This window comes from Bradyrhizobium sp. WSM4874 (genome assembly GCF_055811835.1).
The window spans coordinates 105,903-124,017 of record NZ_JBVVPR010000018.1 but is presented as its reverse complement, the minus strand read 5'-3'; the positions used below and the strand labels follow the sequence as shown (position 1 = coordinate 124,017).

Sequence of the window (18,115 nt, the reverse complement as noted above, 5' to 3'; positions counted from 1 at the left end):
CCCCTAGCGCGCGCCCCCGCCCCCCGCTCCGGGGGGGGGCTGCCCCACCCCCAACCATGGCCCACCCCCCCCCGGGCCCGGGGGGCCCGGCCCCCCCCCCCGCGGCGCCCGCGGAACAGCCGGTCGACGACCGCGCTCCGCGTCACGGGGCGTCCGGTCTCGACCATGATGGCGCGCACCGCGCCGTCGGTACGGAAGAAGGTGGCCTCCAGCCGGCGCGCGCCCTTGCCCTGCTTCTCCATGGACGCGATCAACGTGTCCGCCAGGCGCGACAGCGTCATCGCGATCATGGTGTCGGTCGCGATCGGCTCGGCAAAGCGTTTCTCCACGATGTAATCGGGCAGCGGCTTTCGTGGATTGATCGGCGCATCGCCCTGCCCCAGCGCATGCGCGAGCAGCGTGGAGAACCGTGCGCCGAACCGCGCCGTGATTTCCCTCGGCGTTCGCGAGGCGACATCGCCGATGGTCTTTAGGCCGGCGCGTCGCAGGCCGGTGCTGATGGCCTCACCCGCACCAAGCGCGGACACCGGAAATCGGCTGATTGCCGCCGCCTCCCCACCATCGGCAACGATGGTCCCTGAAGATTGCCGCGTCAGCGTACGCGCGCAGACCGAGGTGCCGGCGATCGCCGCGCTGACGGCAAAGCCCTGGCGGTCGAGGGCACGGACAAGGGTTTGCAACAGCGCAGCCTCGCCGCCGAACAGATGCGCGCAGCCGGTGATGTCGAGGAACAGCCCGTGCGGCGGATCGAGCGCCACCAGCGGCGTGAAGCGGTCGCACCAATCGGCGATGTCGCTAATCGTCTTGGCATCGGCCACGGCATCGGCGTCGAACACCTTTAGATCCGGACACATCGCCCGGGCATTGGCCAGGGGCTGGCCGATATACAGACCGAGGCGCTCGGCGGCCTCGTCCAGCGCATGGATCACCAGCGCGTTGCTGTCCTTGATGACGACAATGCTCGGATCATTGGTTCTACCCAGCCCGACGTTGCCGAAGAACCGCTGGATCCGATCGATGGGCAGGCGCGGCAGCCACAGGCTGAGGATACGCCGACGATTCAGAGAACTGGCACTCATCACATTTCCATTCCATGATCCACCGGCCGCACGGGCCGTGACGATTGCGCAGGAGCTCGGCATCGAAGCGCGGCGCCCCCCAGGCACTCCACATCGCGCCCGGCGGCGAATGCGCCGCGCGAAGCATCCATCTGGTCTCGGCGGTCGAGGGCAAGGGTTGCGCGGCCATCCGCAGCAGCAAGCCGGTGACACCGGAAGATTGCGCAGCCAGCGTCAGCTTGCGGCTCGCCACGAGATCGAACTGCCTGGTCTCACCCCAGAGCTCGAGCACAACCGCACCCAGCGCGTCGCAGGCGAGCGCATCTGCCGAAGTCCGTAGTGCACTCTCCACGTCGGCGGCGCGCACCATCACCATGCGGCCCGGATCGAGGCCGATCTCGGCGAGCCCGCTCATCGACAGCGCGCCGGTTTCAATTTCTGAAAAATCCTGCCGCACCCACAGCAGCGGCTTGCGTGTGGTGACGCGCCCCGCAAGTCCGGTGACAAAGCCCGTCGCGGCCGCGCCCTGACGTCCCTCGCAAAACACCTCGTGGATTGCCGCGCGCGCGAGCCCGCCCTTCAGCGCGCTGTCGGCCTCGCGGTGGCCCAGCGCGACGCGGTCGCGATGATGCACGACCTCCGCCGTCTCGATGCGCTCGATCTGGCCGCGCAAGGCTGCAAGCGCGCTGATGCGTGCGCCGCTCATGGTCGCCGCTCCTCAAGGGTGATTGCCGGTGGCTCTCAAAAAGAGAACCAGCGGCTAGCTCATTTGTTCATGATATGTTCTAATATAAAGCTAACGACGCCCCGGGAGTCAATCGAATTGGCGGGCCTCGGGATTCATGAGTTGAATCAAAGGGATTCCAATATGGACGTGCAACGCAAGCTGGAAATCCTGGCGGACGCCGCCAAGTATGATGCGTCCTGCGCCTCCAGCGGCACCGAGCGGCGGGATTCCAGCGACGGCAAGGGCATGGGCTCGACCGCGCCCGGCATGGGTATCTGCCATTCCTACGCGCCGGACGGCCGCTGTATCTCGCTGCTCAAGGTGCTGCTGACCAACGCCTGCAATTACGACTGCCTCTATTGCGTCAACAGGGCCTCCTCCAACGTGCCGCGTGCCCGCTTCACCATCGACGAAGTGGTCAAGCTGACGCTCGACTTCTACCGGCGCAATTACATCGAAGGGCTGTTTCTCTCCTCCGGCATCATCCGCAACCCCGACTACACCATGGAGCAGGTGGTGAGCGTCGCGCGCAAACTACGGGAGGAGCATCACTTCCGCGGCTACATCCATCTCAAGACGATCCCCGAGGCTGACGATGCATTGATCTCCGAGGCCGGCAAATATGCCGACCGTCTCTCCATCAACATCGAGATGCCGCAGGAGACGAGCCTGCAGCAATTCGCGCCCGAGAAGGACGTGCGCGCGATCCGCCGTACCATGGGCCGGCTGCGGCTGAAGCTGGACGAGGCCGAGGAAAGCCGCAGCGCGAAGACGAAAGCCAAGCCGCAGCGCTTCGCGCCGGCTGGCCAAAGCACGCAGATGATCGTCGGCGCCGACGCGGCCTCCGACCACACCATCCTCCACACCAGCGCCAATCTCTACGGTTCATACAGGCTGAGGCGCGTCTATTATTCCGCGTTCAGCCCAATCCCCGATGCCAGTCGCGCGCTGCCTCTGCGCGCGCCGCCCTTGCTGCGCGAGCACCGACTCTATCAGGCCGACTGGCTGATGCGGTTCTACGGCTTCGACGTCGGCGAGATCGTCGACGACAGCGCAATGCTGCCGCTCGACATCGATCCAAAACTGGCCTGGGCGCTGCGTCACCGCGACCGCTTCCCGCTCGACGTCAACCGCGCCAGCCTCGAGGAATTATTGCGCGTGCCAGGCTTCGGCACCAAGGCGGTCGAGCGCATCATCGCGGCGCGCCGCACGACCACCATCCGCGTCGCCGATCTCGCGCGGCTGCATGTGCCCCGCAACAAGGCGCTGCCGTTCATCGTCCTAAGCGATCACCGGCCCACGCCGCATCGGCTCGACGAGGCACGGCTGATCGAACGGTTCAAGCCGAAGGCAACACAACTGGGATTTGGCTTCTGATGCAGTACATCACCCTCGAGAACGAAACCGATTTCGATGGCTGGCGCAAAGCCGCGCGTAGCCTCGTGCTTCACCAAGTGAAGCCGGCCGACATCACCTGGGCCGTGCGGGGCGGCGAAGCGGAGCTGTTCGCGCCGCCCTCGCCGTCTCCGCTGCCGGCCGGTGGCGACGGCACCTTCAACGTGCCTGCAAAATTCGTCGAGCTCGCCAAGGCCGCGATCCTGCATCGCGATCCCGAGCGCTTCGCGATCCTCTATCGCCTGTTGTATCGGCTGAAGGACAATCACGATCTCATCGAGGTCGCGACCGATGTCGATGTCGCGCAAGTCACGGCCATGGCAAAGGCGATCTACCGCGACGAGCACAAGATGCATGCCTTCGTGCGCTTCCGCGAGATCGGCAGGGAACGCGAAGCACACTACGTTGCGTGGTTCGAGCCGGAGCATCATATCGTCGAGCTCGCCGCGCCGTTCTTCGCCAAGCGCTTTGCCGACATGCCCTGGTCGATCCTGACGCCCGATTTGTGCGCGCATTGGGATGGCCACGCGCTCTCGTACACATCAGGCGTCAGCAAGAGCGAGGCGCCAAGCGAAGACCGGCTGGAGGAAACCTGGCGGCGCTACTACGCCAGCATCTTCAATCCCGCCCGCCTGAAGGTGAAGGCGATGCAAACGGAGATGCCGAAGAAATATTGGAGGAACCTGCCCGAGGCTTCGATCATTAAGCCTCTGATCGAGGATGCCGAACGCATGACCGGCGCCATGATCGCCAATGCCGCAACCGATCCGCACAAGCCTCAAAAGCGGCCGGAGGCTCCGATGAAACGCAAGACCGCTACCGACGATCTCGAAGCGCTCCGCGAGGAGGCCGCCCACTGCCGCGCCTGCCATCTCTACAAGGACGCGACCCAGACCGTGTTCGGCGAAGGCCCGAAGTCCGCCAATATCATGCTGGTCGGCGAACAGCCCGGCGACAAGGAAGACCTCGCCGGCCATCCCTTCGTCGGTCCGGCCGGCCAGATGCTCGACCGGGCACTGCAGGAGGCGGGCGTCGACCGCAAGAAGGTCTATGTCACCAACGCGGTGAAACACTTCAAATTCGTGCCGCGCGGCAAGATCCGCCTGCATCAGAAGCCGAATACGCCGGAGATAAAGGCCTGCCGGCAGTGGTATGAACGAGAAGTCTCCGTCATCCAGCCCGATCTCATCGTCGCGATGGGCGCGACCGCCGCGCAGAGCGTGTTCGGCAAAATCACCCCGATCGGCAAGACCCGCGGCCGGCTAATCGACCTTCCCGACGGTCACAAGGCGCTGGTGACGGTGCACCCGTCCTATCTGCTGCGGCTGCCCGATCCGGAAGCCAAGGCGCTGGAATATCGGCGCTTTGTCGAAGACCTGAAGATCGTCGCCGGTTTGCAGAAGAAAGCCGCGCGGGCGGCGTAAATAGCGGCGGAAATCGGCTTTCAACCGCTGCTTGTCATCCAGCCTTCAAATCCGTCGCGGACAATACCCTTACCTGAAAGTTAAGGGGCGTCCAGACATGACCGATCTTGCATTCGACCGCGCGGTAGCAGATCCCGCGCCAATCCAGCCGGCCTCGCGGCCAAATCTCGACAAGGGCTTCAACCCGCTGACGATGATCCTGTTCTTCGGCATCCTCGCCGCGGGCCTGCTCTATGTGGCCTACAGCATCTATTCGGATGTCGACGCGACCGGCACGCGGGTCACGAGCTACCTGCCCTACATCCTCTTGTTTGTCGCGCTGCTGATCGCGCTCGGCTTCGAATTCGTCAACGGTTTCCACGACACTGCCAACGCGGTGGCGACCGTGATCTACACCCATTCGCTGCCGGCCGAAGTCGCGGTGATGTGGTCGGGCTTCTTCAACTTCCTCGGCGTGCTGCTCTCGTCCGGCGCGGTCGCCTTCGGCATCGTCTCGCTGCTGCCGGTCGAGCTGATCCTTCAGGTCGGCTCCAGCGCCGGTTTCGCGATGGTGTTCGCGCTACTGATCGCCGCAATCCTTTGGAACCTCGGCACCTGGTATTTCGGCCTGCCGGCCTCCTCCTCGCACACGCTGATCGGCTCGATCATCGGCGTCGGCGTCGCAAACGCGCTGATGCGCGGCCGCGACGGCACCTCGGGCGTGGACTGGGGCAAGGCCACGGAGATCGGATATGCGCTCCTGCTGTCGCCGCTGGTCGGCTTCGTCTGCGCCGCCGGCCTTCTGCTGCTGCTCAAGCTGATCGTCAAGAACCCGGCGCTCTATGCCGCCCCTGAGGGTAACAAAGCTCCGCCGATCTGGATTCGCGGCCTGCTGATTCTGACCTGCACCGGTGTCAGCTTCGCCCATGGTTCGAACGACGGCCAGAAGGGCATGGGCCTGATCATGCTGATCCTGATCGGTACCGTGCCGACGGCCTATGCGCTCAACCGCGCGTTGCCGGAGTCGCAGGTCGCCCAGTTCGCGAAGGTCTCGGAATCGGCTTCCAAGGTGGTTGCGGCCAAGGGCGCCGGCCATGCGATCATCGGCGATCCCCGTCCTGCGGTGACGCAGTACGTCACCTCGCATCACATCAGCGAAGGCACCTATCCTTCGTTGGCGGTGCTGGTGAAAGATGTCGGCGAGCAGGTCGCGAAATACGGTTCGCTGAACAAGGTGCCGGCGGAAGTCGTCGGCAACACCCGCAACGACATGTATCTGACCTCTGAAGCGATCCGCTTCCTGATGAAGGACAAGGCGAACGACCTCAGCAAGGAAGAGGTCGCGACCTTGAACGCCTACAAGGGCGGACTCGACAGCGCGACCAAGTTCATCCCGACCTGGGTGAAGGTCGCGGTCGCCATCGCGCTCGGCCTCGGCACCATGATCGGCTGGAAGCGCATCGTCGTGACCGTCGGTGAGAAGATCGGCAAGACCCACCTCACCTACGCGCAGGGCGCTTCCGCCGAGCTCGTCGCCGCCGCCACGATCGGCGCCGCCGACGTGTTCGGCCTGCCGGTCTCGACCACCCACGTGCTGTCGTCCGGCGTCGCCGGCACCATGGCCGCGAACGGTTCGGGTCTTCAGGTCGCCACCATCAGGAACATGGTGATGGCCTGGGTGCTGACCTTGCCCGTCGCCATCCTGTTGTCGGGTACGCTGTACGTGATCTTCTCGCGGATCTTCTGAGCCGATCACGTCACTCGAAGACAAAGGGCCCGTGCGATGCACGGGCCCTTTTCATGTGTGCTTTCGGCTTGACCTTACGATGCCGCGAGCGATTGCTCGACCAGCTTGACCCAGTACGACGTGCCGTAAACGATCGCCTCGTCATCGAAATTGTAGGCGGGGTGATGCAGGCCGGCACTGTCGCCGTTGCCGCAGAAGATGAAGGCGCCGGGGCGCGCTTCCAGCATATAGGCGAAATCCTCGCCGCCCATCAGTGGCGACATCTCGAGCACGTTGGCCTCGCCCGCAACCTGCCCGGCGATGCGACGCGCGATCTCGGTCTCCGCGGCGTGATTGTTCACCACGGGATAATTCCGCTTGTAGTGCAGGTCGATCTTGGCGCCGGTGATCTGCGCCACGCCCGCGACGACCTCGTGCACGCGCTTCTCGACCAGCTTGCGCACCTCCGGCGACAGCGTGCGGATGGTGCCCCTCAGTGTCGCGGTTTGCGGAATAACATTGCGGGCATTGCCCGCGTGGAACTCGCAGATCGAGATCACGGCCGATTCCAGCGGATCGACGCTGCGCGCGACGATCGACTGCAGCGCCGTGATCACCTGTGCGCCGACCAGAACGGAGTCGACACATTTGTGCGGCCGCGCGGCATGGCCGCCGAGGCCTTCGATCATGATATCGACCTCGTCGGTCGCCGCCATGATCGGACCCGGCCGGATCGCGAACGAGCCCACCGGAATGCCGGGACCGTTGTGCATGCCGTAGACCTGCTCGATGCCGAAGCGCTCCATCATTCCGTCCTTGACCATCGCCAAGCCGCCGGCGCCACCCTCCTCGGCCGGCTGGAAGATCACCACAGCATCGCCGGCAAAGTTGCGGGTCTCGGCGAGATAACGGGCAGCACCGAGCAGCATCGCGGTGTGGCCGTCATGGCCGCAGGCGTGCATCTTGCCGGGAGTCTTCGAAGCGTAAGGCAGGTTGGTCTGCTCCTCGACCGGGAGCGCATCCATATCGGCGCGCAGGCCGATGGTCTTGAGGCCCTCGCCGGCCGGCTTGCTGCCCTTGATCACGCCGACCACGCCGGTCTGGCCGATGCCGGTCACGACCTCATCGCAGCCGAATTCGCGCAGGCGGTCCGCGACGAATGCTGCGGTGCGGTGGACGTCGTAGAGCAGCTCCGGATGCTGGTGGATGTCCCGGCGCCAGGCCTGAATATCGGGTTGAAGGTCGGCGACGCGGTTCACGATGGGCATGGAGGGTCTCAAGCTTTGTTGAAAATGCAGGCCTGTCTACCATGCAAGCACCAGTCCACCCAACTGGCGGGGAGTCTGGGGTAGCTCTGTCCTCTCGTCATGGCCGGGCTTGTCCCGGCCATCCACGTCTGACTATTAGAACGGAAAGCGCGTGGATGCCCGGGACAAGCCCGGGCATGACTCCTATTGGGTGGAAGCAGAATGCCAAGACGGCTCGAAGGTGAGTTTGACTACATTGTCGTTGGGGCCGGCACGGCCGGCTGCATCGTCGCCAACCGGCTGTCGGCCAATTCCAGCAATCGCGTCCTCGTCCTCGAAGCGGGCGGCGACGACAACTGGATCTGGTTCCACATTCCCGTCGGCTATCTCTTCGCCATCGGCAATCCGCGCTCGGACTGGATGTTCAGGACCGAGGCCGAGCCCGGCCTGAACGGCCGCTCGCTCGCCTATCCCCGTGGCAAGGTGATCGGCGGCTCGTCGGCGATCAACGCCATGATCTCGATGCGGGGACAGGCCGCCGATTACGATCACTGGCGCCAGCTCGGCATGACCGGCTGGGGTTATGACGACGTGCTGCCGCTGTTCAAGCGGCTCGAGGATCACTTCCTCGGCGCGAGCGAGCATCATGGCACCGGGGGCGGCTGGCGCATCGAGGCGCCGCGGCTGTCCTGGGACGTCCTCGATGCGGTCGGCGATGCGGCCGAAGAGATGGGCATCAAGCGCATCCCGGATTTCAATACCGGCGACAACGAAGGCACCAGCTATTTCCACGTCAATCAGAAGCGCGGCAGGCGCTGGTCGTCGGCGCGTGGCTTTCTCAAGCCGGTTCTGAACCGCCCGAATCTGAGGCTCGAAAAGCATGTGCTTGTTGATCGGCTGATCATCGAGCAGGGCCGCGCCGTCGGCGTGCGCTTCACCCAGAATGGCGAGATCATCGAGGTGCGTGCGAAACGCGAGGTGATCCTCTCGGCAGGCGCGATCGGCTCGGTGCAGGTGCTGCATCGCTCCGGCATCGGGCCCGCCGACTGGCTGTCCCCGCTCGGCATCGACATCGTGATGGACAAGCCCGGCGTCGGCCGCAATTTGCAGGATCATCTCCAGCAGCGCGCGATCTACAAGGTCGAGGGCGTGCGCACATTGAACGAGACCTATTACAATCTGGTTCGACGCGGCCTGATGGGCCTCGACTACGCCTTCCGCCGCCGCGGGCCGCTGACGATGGCGCCGTCGCAGCTCGGCATCTTCACCCGCTCCGATGCGACGCGCGCGCGCGCCAACATCCAATTCCACGTGCAGCCGCTGTCGCTCGACAAATTCGGCGATCCCCTGCACCGCTTCCCCGCGATCACGGTGAGCGCCTGCAATCTCCAGCCGACATCGCGCGGCACCGTACGTCTGCGTTCGGCGACGCCGGACGAGAAGCCGATCATCGCGCCGAATTATCTTTCAACGGATGACGACCGTCAGGTCGGCGCCGATGCCATCCGCACCACCCGCCGCCTGATGCAGCAGAAGGCGCTCGCAAAATATCGCCCGAGCGAATATCTGCCCGGCCCCTCCGTCGGCGACGACGATGCCTCGCTCGCGAAGGCCGCAGGCGACATCGGCACCACCATCTTCCATCCCGTCGGCACCGCGAAGATGGGCGCGGCAAGCGATCCGATGGCGGTGGTCGACGAACGCCTGCGCTTCTACGGCCTCAGCGGCCTTCGAATTGTCGATGCCTCGATCATGCCGACCATCACGTCGGGCAACACCAACACGCCCACCGCGATGATCGCCGAGAAAGGCGCGACGATGATTTTGGAGGATGCGAAGTGAATGCGTAGCCCCGATGGGGCGTAACGAAATCCGGGAGAGGACGCTCGATTGGTCCCGTATCCGCTACGCTCCATACGGGCTACGCGTCCAACCACCTCACGGAAACGTCATCGCGTCCGGGAATAACACCCCCGCTCCCCCAATCACCTCCCCGAAGCCCAATTCCGGGCGAAGTGGAGCTGCGCGATGAGCGGACACGATCACGGCGAGGACGGCTTAAGCCGCCGCAAAGTGTTGGAGTGCATGACCTGGGCCGGCACCGGGGTGCTCTGGACCATCGCCGGTGGCGTGCCGCGCTCGCTCGGCATCATCGATTCCGCGCAAGCTGCGACCGCGGTCGCGCCCGGAATGACCTTCCTCCAGATCAGCGACAGCCATGTCGGCTTCGACAAGCCAGCCAATCCCAACGCGCTCGGCACGCTGGAGGAAGCGGTCAACAAGATCAACGCGATGCCGACCAAGCCGTCGTTCATGATCCACACTGGCGACATCACGCATCTGTCTAAGGCCGCCGAGTTCGACAATGCCGATCGCATCATCTCGCAGAGCAAGCTCGACGTGCACTACGTGCCCGGCGAGCATGACTTCCTCGACGAGGAGGTGAAGTTCTATCGCGAGCGCTACGGCCGCGGCACCAAGGGCGCAGGCTGGTATTCGTTCGACGCCGGCGGCGTGCACTTCATCGGCCTCGTCAATGTCGTCGACCTCAAGTCCGGAGGCCTCGGCAATCTCGGCGCCGAGCAACTGGCCTGGCTCGAGGACGACCTGCGCGGCAAGTCGAAATCGACGCCGATGGTGCTGTTCGCCCACATCCCGCTCTGGACAGTCTACCCCGAATGGGGCTGGGGCACTGAGGACGGCGCCCGCGCGCTGGAACAGGTGAAAAGGTTTGGTTCGGTCACCGTGCTGAACGGCCACATTCACCAGGTGATGCAGAAGGTCGAGGGCAACGTCACGTTCCATACCGCGCGCTCGACCGCCTTCCCGCAGCCGGCGCCGGGAGCTGCCCCCTCGCCCGGACCGATGAAGGTCGAGGATGCAAAGCTCCGCGCGATGCTCGGCGTTGCCAGCATCAACTTCAAGCAGAACGAGCAGCGGCTCGCGATCATCGACACGCCGCTCCAGGGTTGATGCAGGGCGAACGGAAACTGACAGATGAAGACTCTCAATCGCCGCGACTTCGGTGGCGCCTTCGGTCTCGCTTTGGCCGCGGCCATGCTGTTACCCGCCACAACCGCCCATGCCGAAGACATGGAGGTGCATATCGACAATTTCGTCTTCCAGCCGGCCGAACTCAAGATCAAGGTCGGCACCACCGTGACCTGGACCAACCGGGACGACATCCCCCACACCGTGGTGTCGGCCGGCAAATTCAGGTCCAAGACCCTGGACACTGACGACAAGTTTTCGTTCACCTTCACCAATGCGGGCGACTACAAATATTTTTGTTCTCTGCACCCGCACATGACGGGGATGATCAAGGTTGAGTAACATCTCGAACCAAGGCATCAACGTCTTGCCCGGCCGGTGGTCCCACGCCGGCCGGGCTCGTGTGCCTTCGGTCACACACAGGGACGAAACGAACAGCGACGAAACGAATCAACGAGCAGAACAAGAGGCAAAGCGAGGAGCGATGCCCGCTAACGACGATTTGCAGAAGGCGCAACGCTTCCGTGAGGCGGCGCTGCCCTATCTCGACGACGTCTACACGCTCGCGCGCTATCTCTTGCGTGACCCCTCCGATGCAGAGGACGCGGTGCAGGAGTGCTATCTGCGCGCGCTGAAGCATTTCGACAGCTATCGCGGGCCGGCGATGAAGCCCTGGCTGTTCGCGATCCTGCGTAACGTCTGCAATGCAGAATATGCACGCCGCACGTACAGGCACAGCGCGATCGAGGATACCCCCGGCGCTGCCGAGCAGACGCCGATCTGGCAGGAGACCGAGGCAAGCCCGGAAACCGAAGTGCTGCGCAGCCGCGATGCGGGCGCGATCCGCAAGCTGATCGACGCGCTCGCCGAACCGTTCAAGGAAACATTCGTGCTGCGGGAGATCAACAACCTGTCCTATCGTGAAATCGCCGAGGCCGTCGGTGCACCCGTCGGCACCGTGATGTCCCGCCTCGCCCGCGCGCGCGCCATGCTGCGCGCGGCCTGGACGGCCGATGAGGAGCAAGCAAGATGACCTGCGACGAAGCAAGGATCCTGCTTCACGCGCTGCTCGATAACGAGCTCGATGCCGGCCATGCGCGCGAGGTCGAAGCCCATATCGCCGGCTGCCCGGCCTGCGCTGCGGAGTTTTCGGCCCAACGCGAGATGCGTCGCGTATTCGCGGACGCCGATTTGCGCTACACCGCACCGGCCAGCCTGCGTGCGCGTATCGAGGCCTCGCTGCCGCAGCGTCAACAGCCGAGCCGCCGCTCCGTGCTGCGCGGCTTTGCGATGGGCTCGGCAGTCTCCGCGCTCGCCGCATCCGGCGTTGTCGCATTGGTGCTGCGCCAGGACGACCAGCAGCGCATCCTGTCGGAGGTCGTCTCCGCGCATCTGCGCTCGCTCCAGGCCGGCCACCTCATCGACGTGGTCTCGACCGACCAGCACACGGTGAAGCCCTGGTTCAACGGCAAGCTCGACGTCGCCCCGCCCGTGATCGACCTCACCGCACAAGGTTTTACGCTGGTCGGCGGCAGGCTCGATTATATCGACGCACGCGCCATCGGCGCGGTCGTCTACAAGCGCCGGCAGCACGTGGTCAATCTGTTCGTGTCGCAGACATCGAACGCGGAATACCGCGCGCCCAAGACCGAGACCATGCAGGGCTTCAACTGCCGGCGCTGGGGCAATCGCGGCCTGAACTTCTGGGCCGTCAGCGATCTCGGCGCCGACGAGCTCGCCGAATTCGTCGACAAGTTCGAGGCAGCGATGAAGGCGAATGTGGAAGGGTAACCCCTAGAGTCGTATCAGAAATTGATACAAATCCCTTGCGCATGTATCAACCAATGATACATTGACTGAGTGATCAGGACGTTTCGAGATAAAACGACTGAAGCGGTCTTTAACGGCGAAAGCCCCAAACGCTTTCCGGCGGACCTGGTGAAGGTTGCTCGCCGGAAATTGCGCTATCTTCACGCTGCGGGCGAACTCAGCGATTTGAGGGCACCACCCGGAAATCGCCTTGAAGCCCTCACGGGCGATCGCAAGGGACAGCACTCGATCAGGATCAACGACCAGTTCCGAGTGTGCTTCGTGTGGACATCACAAGGTCCCGTTCAGGTCGAGATCGTGGATTATCACTAGGAGAATGCGACGATGGCCAAGAAACTCAAGCCCATGCATCCTGGTGAGGTTCTGCGGGAAGAATTCCTGAGCCCGCTGGACATGTCGGCGGGCGCGCTTGCCAAGACATGCGGCCTGCCGCGTACGCGTATTGAGCGGATTGCGAGTGAGCAGACCGGAATCACCGCCGACACAGCACTTCGACTCGCCAAGGCCCTCGGCACGACCGCCGAGCTATGGCTCAATCTCCAGAACGATTACGATATCCAGATCGCCAAACGCGATCTCGGGAAGGCTCTCGACCGCATCGAGACTGTGAACAAGCCCAAGGCGGCCTGAGCTTACGCCGACCGCCGCACCGCGTTGTCCACCAGCGTCTTGCCAAGCGACCAGATCGCGCCGGGGACCTTGTGGCTGCCGGCGATGACGTCGTCGAAGGCGCGCTCGATCCAGCCGCAGTCCTCCTCGGTGATGGTGAGCGGCGGCAACAGCTTGATGGTGTGGCTGCCATGGCCGGCGACTTGCGTGAGGATCTTGTGGTCCTTGAACAGCGGCACGGTGATGAGCTGACAGAACAGGCCCTTGTTGGCCGCCTCCAGCACGTTCCAGGACGCCCGCAGTCGCAGCGATTTCGGCGGGCCGAACTCGACGCCGATCATCAGGCCCTTGCCGCGAACTTCCTTCAACAGCTCGTAGCCGGGCACCATGCGCGTGAGCGCGAGGCGCAGTTCGGCACCGCGCTTGGCGGCGGACTCGATCAGCTTCTCGGACTCCATGACATCGAGCGTGGCGATGCCCGCGGCCATCGCCAGGTCGTTCTTGGAGAAGGTCGAACCGTGCACCACTGCACGATCCATCTGGTTGAATATCTTTTCGAAGATGCTCTTGCGCGTCAGCACCGCGCCGACCGGCACATGGCCGCCGGACAGCGACTTCGACAGCAGCACCATGTCGGGCTCGACGTTCCAGTGCTCGACCGCGAGGAAGCGGCCGGTGCGGCCCATGCCGGTCTGGATCTCGTCGGCGACGAACAGCGTGCCGTATTTCTTGCAGAGCGCAGCCGCACCCGGCAGGAACTCGTCGGTGGGCATGTTGACGCCCTTGCCCTGGATCGGCTCGACCACGAAGGCCGCCACCTCGCGCGAGGTCAGCGCCTTTTCGAGCGCGGCGAGATCGTTGAACGGGATCGAGGTGCAGCCCGGCAGCAGCGGCTCGAAGCCGGTGCGGAAGTTCGAATCGCCCGTCAGCGACAGCGCGCCATAGGTCAGGCCGTGATAGCCGTGGGCACAATAGACGATGCCCGGACGGCCGGTGGCGCCGCGGGCGAACTTGATCGCCGCTTCGACGCATTCGGCACCGGAATTGGCGAAGAACGCCTTGTCGAGATAGGGGACGTACTTCAAAAGCCGCTCGGCGAGCACGCCAGCGAGCACCGAGACGTCGAACTGGACGAGGTTGGGCAGGTCGGCATCGAGAACGCTCTTGAGCGCCTCGCGCATGACAGGATGATTGCGCCCGATCGCAAACACGCCAAAACCGGACAAGAGGTCGAGATAGCGCGCCCCGTCCCGGTCGTAGAGGTACTGTCCCTGCCCCTTCTGGAAGCCGACATCGTAGCCGATGGTCTTCAGAACCCGAACGAACTGCTCGTTCAGATGCCGATTATGCAGGGCGCTGCGCTGGGCCTGGCGGTCCGCAAACAGCTGAGACATGTCTGGATTTGGGCTGTGCATCCGCTACATACTTCGGTTGAGGGCCGTCTCGTCAACTGAAAACGGACCGTTGCCAAAAACGGTCTGTGCGGCCTTTTGCCCTTTTTCGGACCATCTTCGCAAGCAGAGCTTTAGACCATGTTGCACTGCCAAGGAACTATCATGCGTTTAGCCCTTTACACCGGACTAATACTGGCTGGCGGTTACGCCTGCCTGACCCCGGCGCTCGCCGCCGATCCGACCGGCGACTGGCGGGTTGCCGATGGCGTCGCCAACATTCGTGTCGCCCAATGCAATGGCAGCATGTGGGGCGCGGTTTCTTGGGAAAAACAGCCCGGCGGCCGCGACGAGAACAATCCGGACGCCTCGAAAAAGACCCGGCCCACGCTAGGCATGGCGACCCTGATCGACATGAAGAAGAAGCCCGGCGCCGATCAGTGGGAAGGTCAGGTCTACAACGCCAAGGACGGCCAGCTCTACAGCGCGACCATCACGCCGGTCGGCACCGACCAGCTCGAGATCAAGGGCTGCGTGATGGGCTTCCTGTGCGGTGGCGAGACCTGGACCCGGGTCAGCCCCCCGATTCCCCTGAGCCCCGCCAACGCCATGGCCAAGGGCGCGCCGAAGCCCACCGGCGCCGCGCCGAAAGCCCCGGCAACGACGGGCGCTACGGCGGCGCAGCCTGCGCCCGCACTTCCCAAGCCCGGCGGCACTGCCAAACCCGGTCAGAAGGGCGCCGCCGACCAGGTCGGCGACATCTGCCTACTCCCTGAGATTGCGGGGTTTGCCCATTAGGGCGGGCTGAAACAGCAGCACGGCGGCGAGCGTCGTTACCAGCGACAGCGCGAGCAGCTTGCCCATGCTGGACGTGCCGGGATGGCTCGACAGCCAGAGGCTGCCGAACGCGGTCGCCGTTGTCAGCGCGCTGAAAAAGATCGCGCGCGTCAGGCTGGTCTGGAGCAGGTTTGTCCTGCCTGAGCGCCAGGCCACGACATAGTAGATCTTGAAGGCCACGCCGACGCCGAGCAGCAGCGGAAACGCGACGATATTGGCGAAGTTGAGCGGCAAGCCGATCAACACGCAGATCTCGAGCGTCACCGCACCGGCCACCAGCAGTGGCACCAGCGTCATCAGCACGTCGACGAACCGGCGCAGCGTGATCCACAGCAACAGACCGATCACCAGCAGCGCATAGATTCCGGCATGGATGAACGCCTTCACCACGGTGTCGCCGGATTTCAGGATCGAGACCGGACCGCCGATCGCGGTCGGCTCGGCAACGAGCACAGCCGCCGCAAATTTGCGCAGCGTGTCGTTGTCGTTGGGATCGCCCTTCGGCAGCGCCTCGACGCGGATGATGCCATCCTTGCTCTTCCAGGCGCTAACGAGATCTGCCGGCAATGATTTCAGGGTGACCGGCTCGGCCTGCATCGCGTTCCGGAGCTGGTCGAACACGATCTTCATCGGCGCGACGAACACGTCCTGCGCCTTGTTCCGCGTGGCTTCATCGCCATTGGCGAGCTTGTCCAGCGCGTCCGCGAGCCGACGCGAAGCGACCGCACCCGGGCCCTTCGCATCGCCTGCGGTCCGGCGCAGATTGTCGACCGAGGATTTCAGCGCATCGACGTTTTCCTTGTCCGTCGGCGCGGCGTCGATCTGGTCGGGATTGAGCGCGGGGTTCAGCACCTTGGCGCCCTGCGCGATCAGCTTCAGCTTCGGCGCCTGGTCTTCAGGAACGAAGCTGTTGAGCGACATCACGCGCAACACCTCCGGCACCTTCTCCAGCCTCGCCTCCACCTGCCTTGCCTGCTCTTCCGACGTGGTCATCACGTTGATGGCATTGGCGCCGGTGTTGGGATCCTTGCGCAAATCGAGGAAGGTCGCGATCGACTCTGCCTTCGGGTTGCGCAGGTTCATCGGGTTGAAGTCGAACTTCATGAAATAGAGCAGCGGCAGGCCGGCGACCGCGAGAAACATCGTACCACCGACGACCAGCACGCGGTGCTTCTCCAGGAAGTGATCGAGCGGTGCCAGGAAGGCGTAGCCGACCGGCTCTTTCTCGCCGGGCGGGTTCAACAGCTTCAGCATCGCCGGGAGCACGGTGATGCTGGTAACAAACGCCACCAGCATGCCGACGCCGGCGATCTGACCGAGTTCGGCGATGCCCTTGTAGTCGGTGGGGATGAAGCAGAGGAAGCCGGCCGCGGTCGCCATTGCCGCCAGCGACAACGGAATTGCCGAGCGCTTGGCGGCCAGCACCAGCGCGCCCGAAAGGTCGTTGTGCTTGTAGCGTTCGGAGCGATAGCGGACGCTGTACTGAATGCCGAAATCGACGCCGAGGCCGACGAAAAGCACGGCGAACGCGATCGACAGCAAATTGAGCGAGCCCACCATCATCAGGCCCGCGGCGGTCGTCAGCGCAAGACCGACGAAGAGATTGACGAACACCGCGAAGATGATCTTCGCCGAATGCAGCGCCAGCCACAGGATGAGCAGCACGACCAGGACCGTGCCGATGCCGTTGACGACGGCACCTTCCTGGACGGTTGCATATTCCTCGTTGGCGATCGGGACCGGACCGGTCAGTCGCACGCGCGCCTGATATTTGGTGGCAAAATCCAGATCGGCTGCGGCCTTGCGGATCGCATCGGTTGCGCCTTTGCCGGGCTCGAGCGCGTTGTAGTCGAGGACGGGCTTGAACTCGATGAAGGCGCGCTTGTCCGAATCCGTCAGCGGGTCGTCACTGACGAGTTCGCGCCAGGAGAAGGTCGCGTTCCCCTTGTTGAGCACGGTCTCGACCGTTTGCGCGATCTGGTTGAAGGGCCGTTCGGTGTTGTCGAGCTTGACCTGGCCGCGCTTGACGCCGGCAAGTCCCGTTTCCAGCGCGCCGGTCAGGCCGCGGATCGAGGGATCGCCCGCCATGATCTCGATCAGGGGCGCGGCGGATTCGAACTGACTGGTGACCTTGCCGACTTCTTCGGTCGGCAGGAACAACAGACCATTCTTCTCGAAGAACTCGCCGGTGCCGAGCTGCTGCATCGACTGGAAGTCGGTCTTGTTGTCCTTCAGCTTGGCATAGAGCGCGTCCGACGCCGCGGTCGCCATCTCCGGCGTCTTGGCTTCGACCACCGCCGTGATCGTCGCATCGCGGTCGAAGGCGCGATCGAACTGCTGGTCGCGTTGGCGCCAGTCCAGATTTTGGGCAATCAGCGAGTTGATGTCGGTGTTGATGGCAAAGTGCCGGGACGTGTAATAGCCCGCCCCCACCGCCAGCAGGAGCCCGAGAACGACGACGAGGGAGGCAAACCGGGTGCAGGCCCTGACGGTGGCAACGACTACGCTTTGCAGCACTACTTTTCTTTCTGCGGTTAACAGCTTGCCGGAAACGCCCGCTGTTTAACGGAGTTCCCGGCCGAAACCTATTGCTGTTTTGAGTGGTTATCGCCGTCAGAAGGTTCGAGGTAAACGGCGGAAGACCATGGCAAAATCATGCGGGGCAGTCGGTATAGCCGGGGAGTTGAGGCGGGAAAGTGACGAAGCGCGCGCACAAATGTCTCCACTTTTGCGGCAATGGGCGCCCTCTACTATAGTACCGCAAAAGTGATCCAGTAGGGAACCAAAGTTCGTTCCACCTTTCCTTACTGCCGATTTTTTGACACAAAGTGCTGCGCCTCCATGCACCGGGGCGGCGACAGGGGTGGGCAGCTACCGCCTGCGCGAAACCGTGGTGCGGAT

16 protein-coding genes are annotated in these 18,115 nt (G+C 63.9%); 11 read left to right on the top strand and 5 right to left on the bottom strand.

Going from position 1 to position 18,115, the window contains the following annotated elements; translation table 11 throughout:
* Both AC0L3P_RS19975 and AC0L3P_RS19970 read right to left on the bottom strand, forming a co-directional pair.
* Positions 1 to 1,079: Y-family DNA polymerase (locus AC0L3P_RS19975; protein WP_473304292.1), on the bottom strand; the 1,079-nt coding region annotated here is incomplete at its 3' end.
* Positions 976 to 1,764 (bottom strand): ImuA family protein, encoded by a 789-nt coding sequence (locus AC0L3P_RS19970; RefSeq protein ID WP_473304289.1) that lies wholly within the window; start codon positions 1,762 to 1,764, stop codon positions 976 to 978. The genes AC0L3P_RS19970 and AC0L3P_RS19975, both read right to left, overlap by 104 nt.
* Before the next feature lie 162 nt (positions 1,765 to 1,926).
* Here AC0L3P_RS19970 and AC0L3P_RS19965 point away from each other — a divergent pair, with 162 nt between their 5' ends.
* From AC0L3P_RS19965 to AC0L3P_RS19955, 3 genes are all read left to right on the top strand, one after another.
* Positions 1,927 to 3,162 carry a putative DNA modification/repair radical SAM protein gene (locus AC0L3P_RS19965; protein WP_473304287.1) on the top strand — a complete coding sequence of 412 codons (1,236 nt, stop codon included), beginning with the start codon at positions 1,927 to 1,929 and terminating at the stop codon, positions 3,160 to 3,162.
* A complete protein-coding gene (locus AC0L3P_RS19960) occupies positions 3,162 to 4,604 on the top strand; it encodes a UdgX family uracil-DNA binding protein (RefSeq protein WP_473304284.1) in 1,443 nt (480 codons plus the stop codon). Before AC0L3P_RS19965 ends, AC0L3P_RS19960 begins: the two co-directional genes overlap by 1 nt.
* Before the next feature lie 97 nt (positions 4,605 to 4,701).
* Positions 4,702 to 6,330 (top strand): inorganic phosphate transporter, encoded by a 1,629-nt coding sequence (locus tag AC0L3P_RS19955; protein WP_473304280.1) that lies wholly within the window; start codon positions 4,702 to 4,704, stop codon positions 6,328 to 6,330.
* Positions 6,331 to 6,404: 74 nt separating this feature from the next.
* Here the strand turns inward: AC0L3P_RS19955 and AC0L3P_RS19950 are convergent, their stop codons facing one another.
* Positions 6,405 to 7,577, bottom strand: a complete 1,173-nt coding sequence (locus tag AC0L3P_RS19950) for a M20 aminoacylase family protein (RefSeq protein ID WP_473304277.1) — start codon at positions 7,575 to 7,577, stop codon at positions 6,405 to 6,407.
* 201 nt (positions 7,578 to 7,778) lie between these two features.
* Between AC0L3P_RS19950 and AC0L3P_RS19945 the strand changes: the two genes are divergently transcribed.
* The 7 genes from AC0L3P_RS19945 to AC0L3P_RS19915 all read left to right on the top strand — a co-directional run bounded on the left by AC0L3P_RS19945 (position 7,779) and on the right by AC0L3P_RS19915 (position 13,007).
* On the top strand, positions 7,779 to 9,398 hold the full coding sequence (locus AC0L3P_RS19945; RefSeq protein WP_473304273.1) for a GMC family oxidoreductase: 1,620 nt from the start codon (positions 7,779 to 7,781) through the stop codon (positions 9,396 to 9,398).
* 186 nt (positions 9,399 to 9,584) lie between these two features.
* Positions 9,585 to 10,529, top strand: coding sequence for a metallophosphoesterase family protein (locus AC0L3P_RS19940; RefSeq protein ID WP_473304268.1), 945 nt, complete (start codon positions 9,585 to 9,587; stop codon positions 10,527 to 10,529).
* Positions 10,530 to 10,553: 24 nt separating this feature from the next.
* The gene (locus AC0L3P_RS19935) at positions 10,554 to 10,889 is read left to right on the top strand and encodes a cupredoxin domain-containing protein (RefSeq protein ID WP_473304264.1); all 336 of its coding nucleotides are present in this window, start codon (positions 10,554 to 10,556) and stop codon (positions 10,887 to 10,889) included.
* 142 nt (positions 10,890 to 11,031) lie between these two features.
* A complete protein-coding gene (locus tag AC0L3P_RS19930; protein ID WP_473304262.1) occupies positions 11,032 to 11,580 on the top strand; it encodes a sigma-70 family RNA polymerase sigma factor in 549 nt (182 codons plus the stop codon).
* The gene (locus AC0L3P_RS19925) at positions 11,577 to 12,338 is read left to right on the top strand and encodes an anti-sigma factor family protein (protein WP_473304260.1); all 762 of its coding nucleotides are present in this window, start codon (positions 11,577 to 11,579) and stop codon (positions 12,336 to 12,338) included. Before AC0L3P_RS19930 ends, AC0L3P_RS19925 begins: the two co-directional genes overlap by 4 nt.
* Before the next feature lie 69 nt (positions 12,339 to 12,407).
* Positions 12,408 to 12,689, top strand: a complete 282-nt coding sequence (locus AC0L3P_RS19920) for a type II toxin-antitoxin system RelE/ParE family toxin (RefSeq protein ID WP_247447272.1) — start codon at positions 12,408 to 12,410, stop codon at positions 12,687 to 12,689.
* Between the two features lie 12 nt (positions 12,690 to 12,701).
* A complete protein-coding gene (locus AC0L3P_RS19915; RefSeq protein WP_247349855.1) occupies positions 12,702 to 13,007 on the top strand; it encodes a HigA family addiction module antitoxin in 306 nt (101 codons plus the stop codon).
* 2 nt (positions 13,008 to 13,009) lie between these two features.
* On the opposite strand, the gene hpnO is transcribed toward AC0L3P_RS19915, so the two are convergent.
* Positions 13,010 to 14,401, bottom strand: a complete 1,392-nt coding sequence (hpnO, locus tag AC0L3P_RS19910) for an aminobacteriohopanetriol synthase HpnO (RefSeq protein ID WP_473304252.1) — start codon at positions 14,399 to 14,401, stop codon at positions 13,010 to 13,012.
* A 141-nt stretch (positions 14,402 to 14,542) separates the two neighbouring features.
* Here hpnO and AC0L3P_RS19905 point away from each other — a divergent pair, with 141 nt between their 5' ends.
* Positions 14,543 to 15,175 (top strand): DUF2147 domain-containing protein, encoded by a 633-nt coding sequence (locus AC0L3P_RS19905; protein ID WP_473304249.1) that lies wholly within the window; start codon positions 14,543 to 14,545, stop codon positions 15,173 to 15,175.
* On the opposite strand, the gene hpnN is transcribed toward AC0L3P_RS19905, so the two are convergent.
* On the bottom strand, positions 15,143 to 17,731 hold the full coding sequence (hpnN, locus tag AC0L3P_RS19900) for a hopanoid transporter HpnN (protein WP_275170608.1): 2,589 nt from the start codon (positions 17,729 to 17,731) through the stop codon (positions 15,143 to 15,145). The two genes, AC0L3P_RS19905 and hpnN, sit on opposite strands and share 33 nt — an antisense overlap.
* Between the last annotated feature and the right edge of the window lie 384 nt (positions 17,732 to 18,115).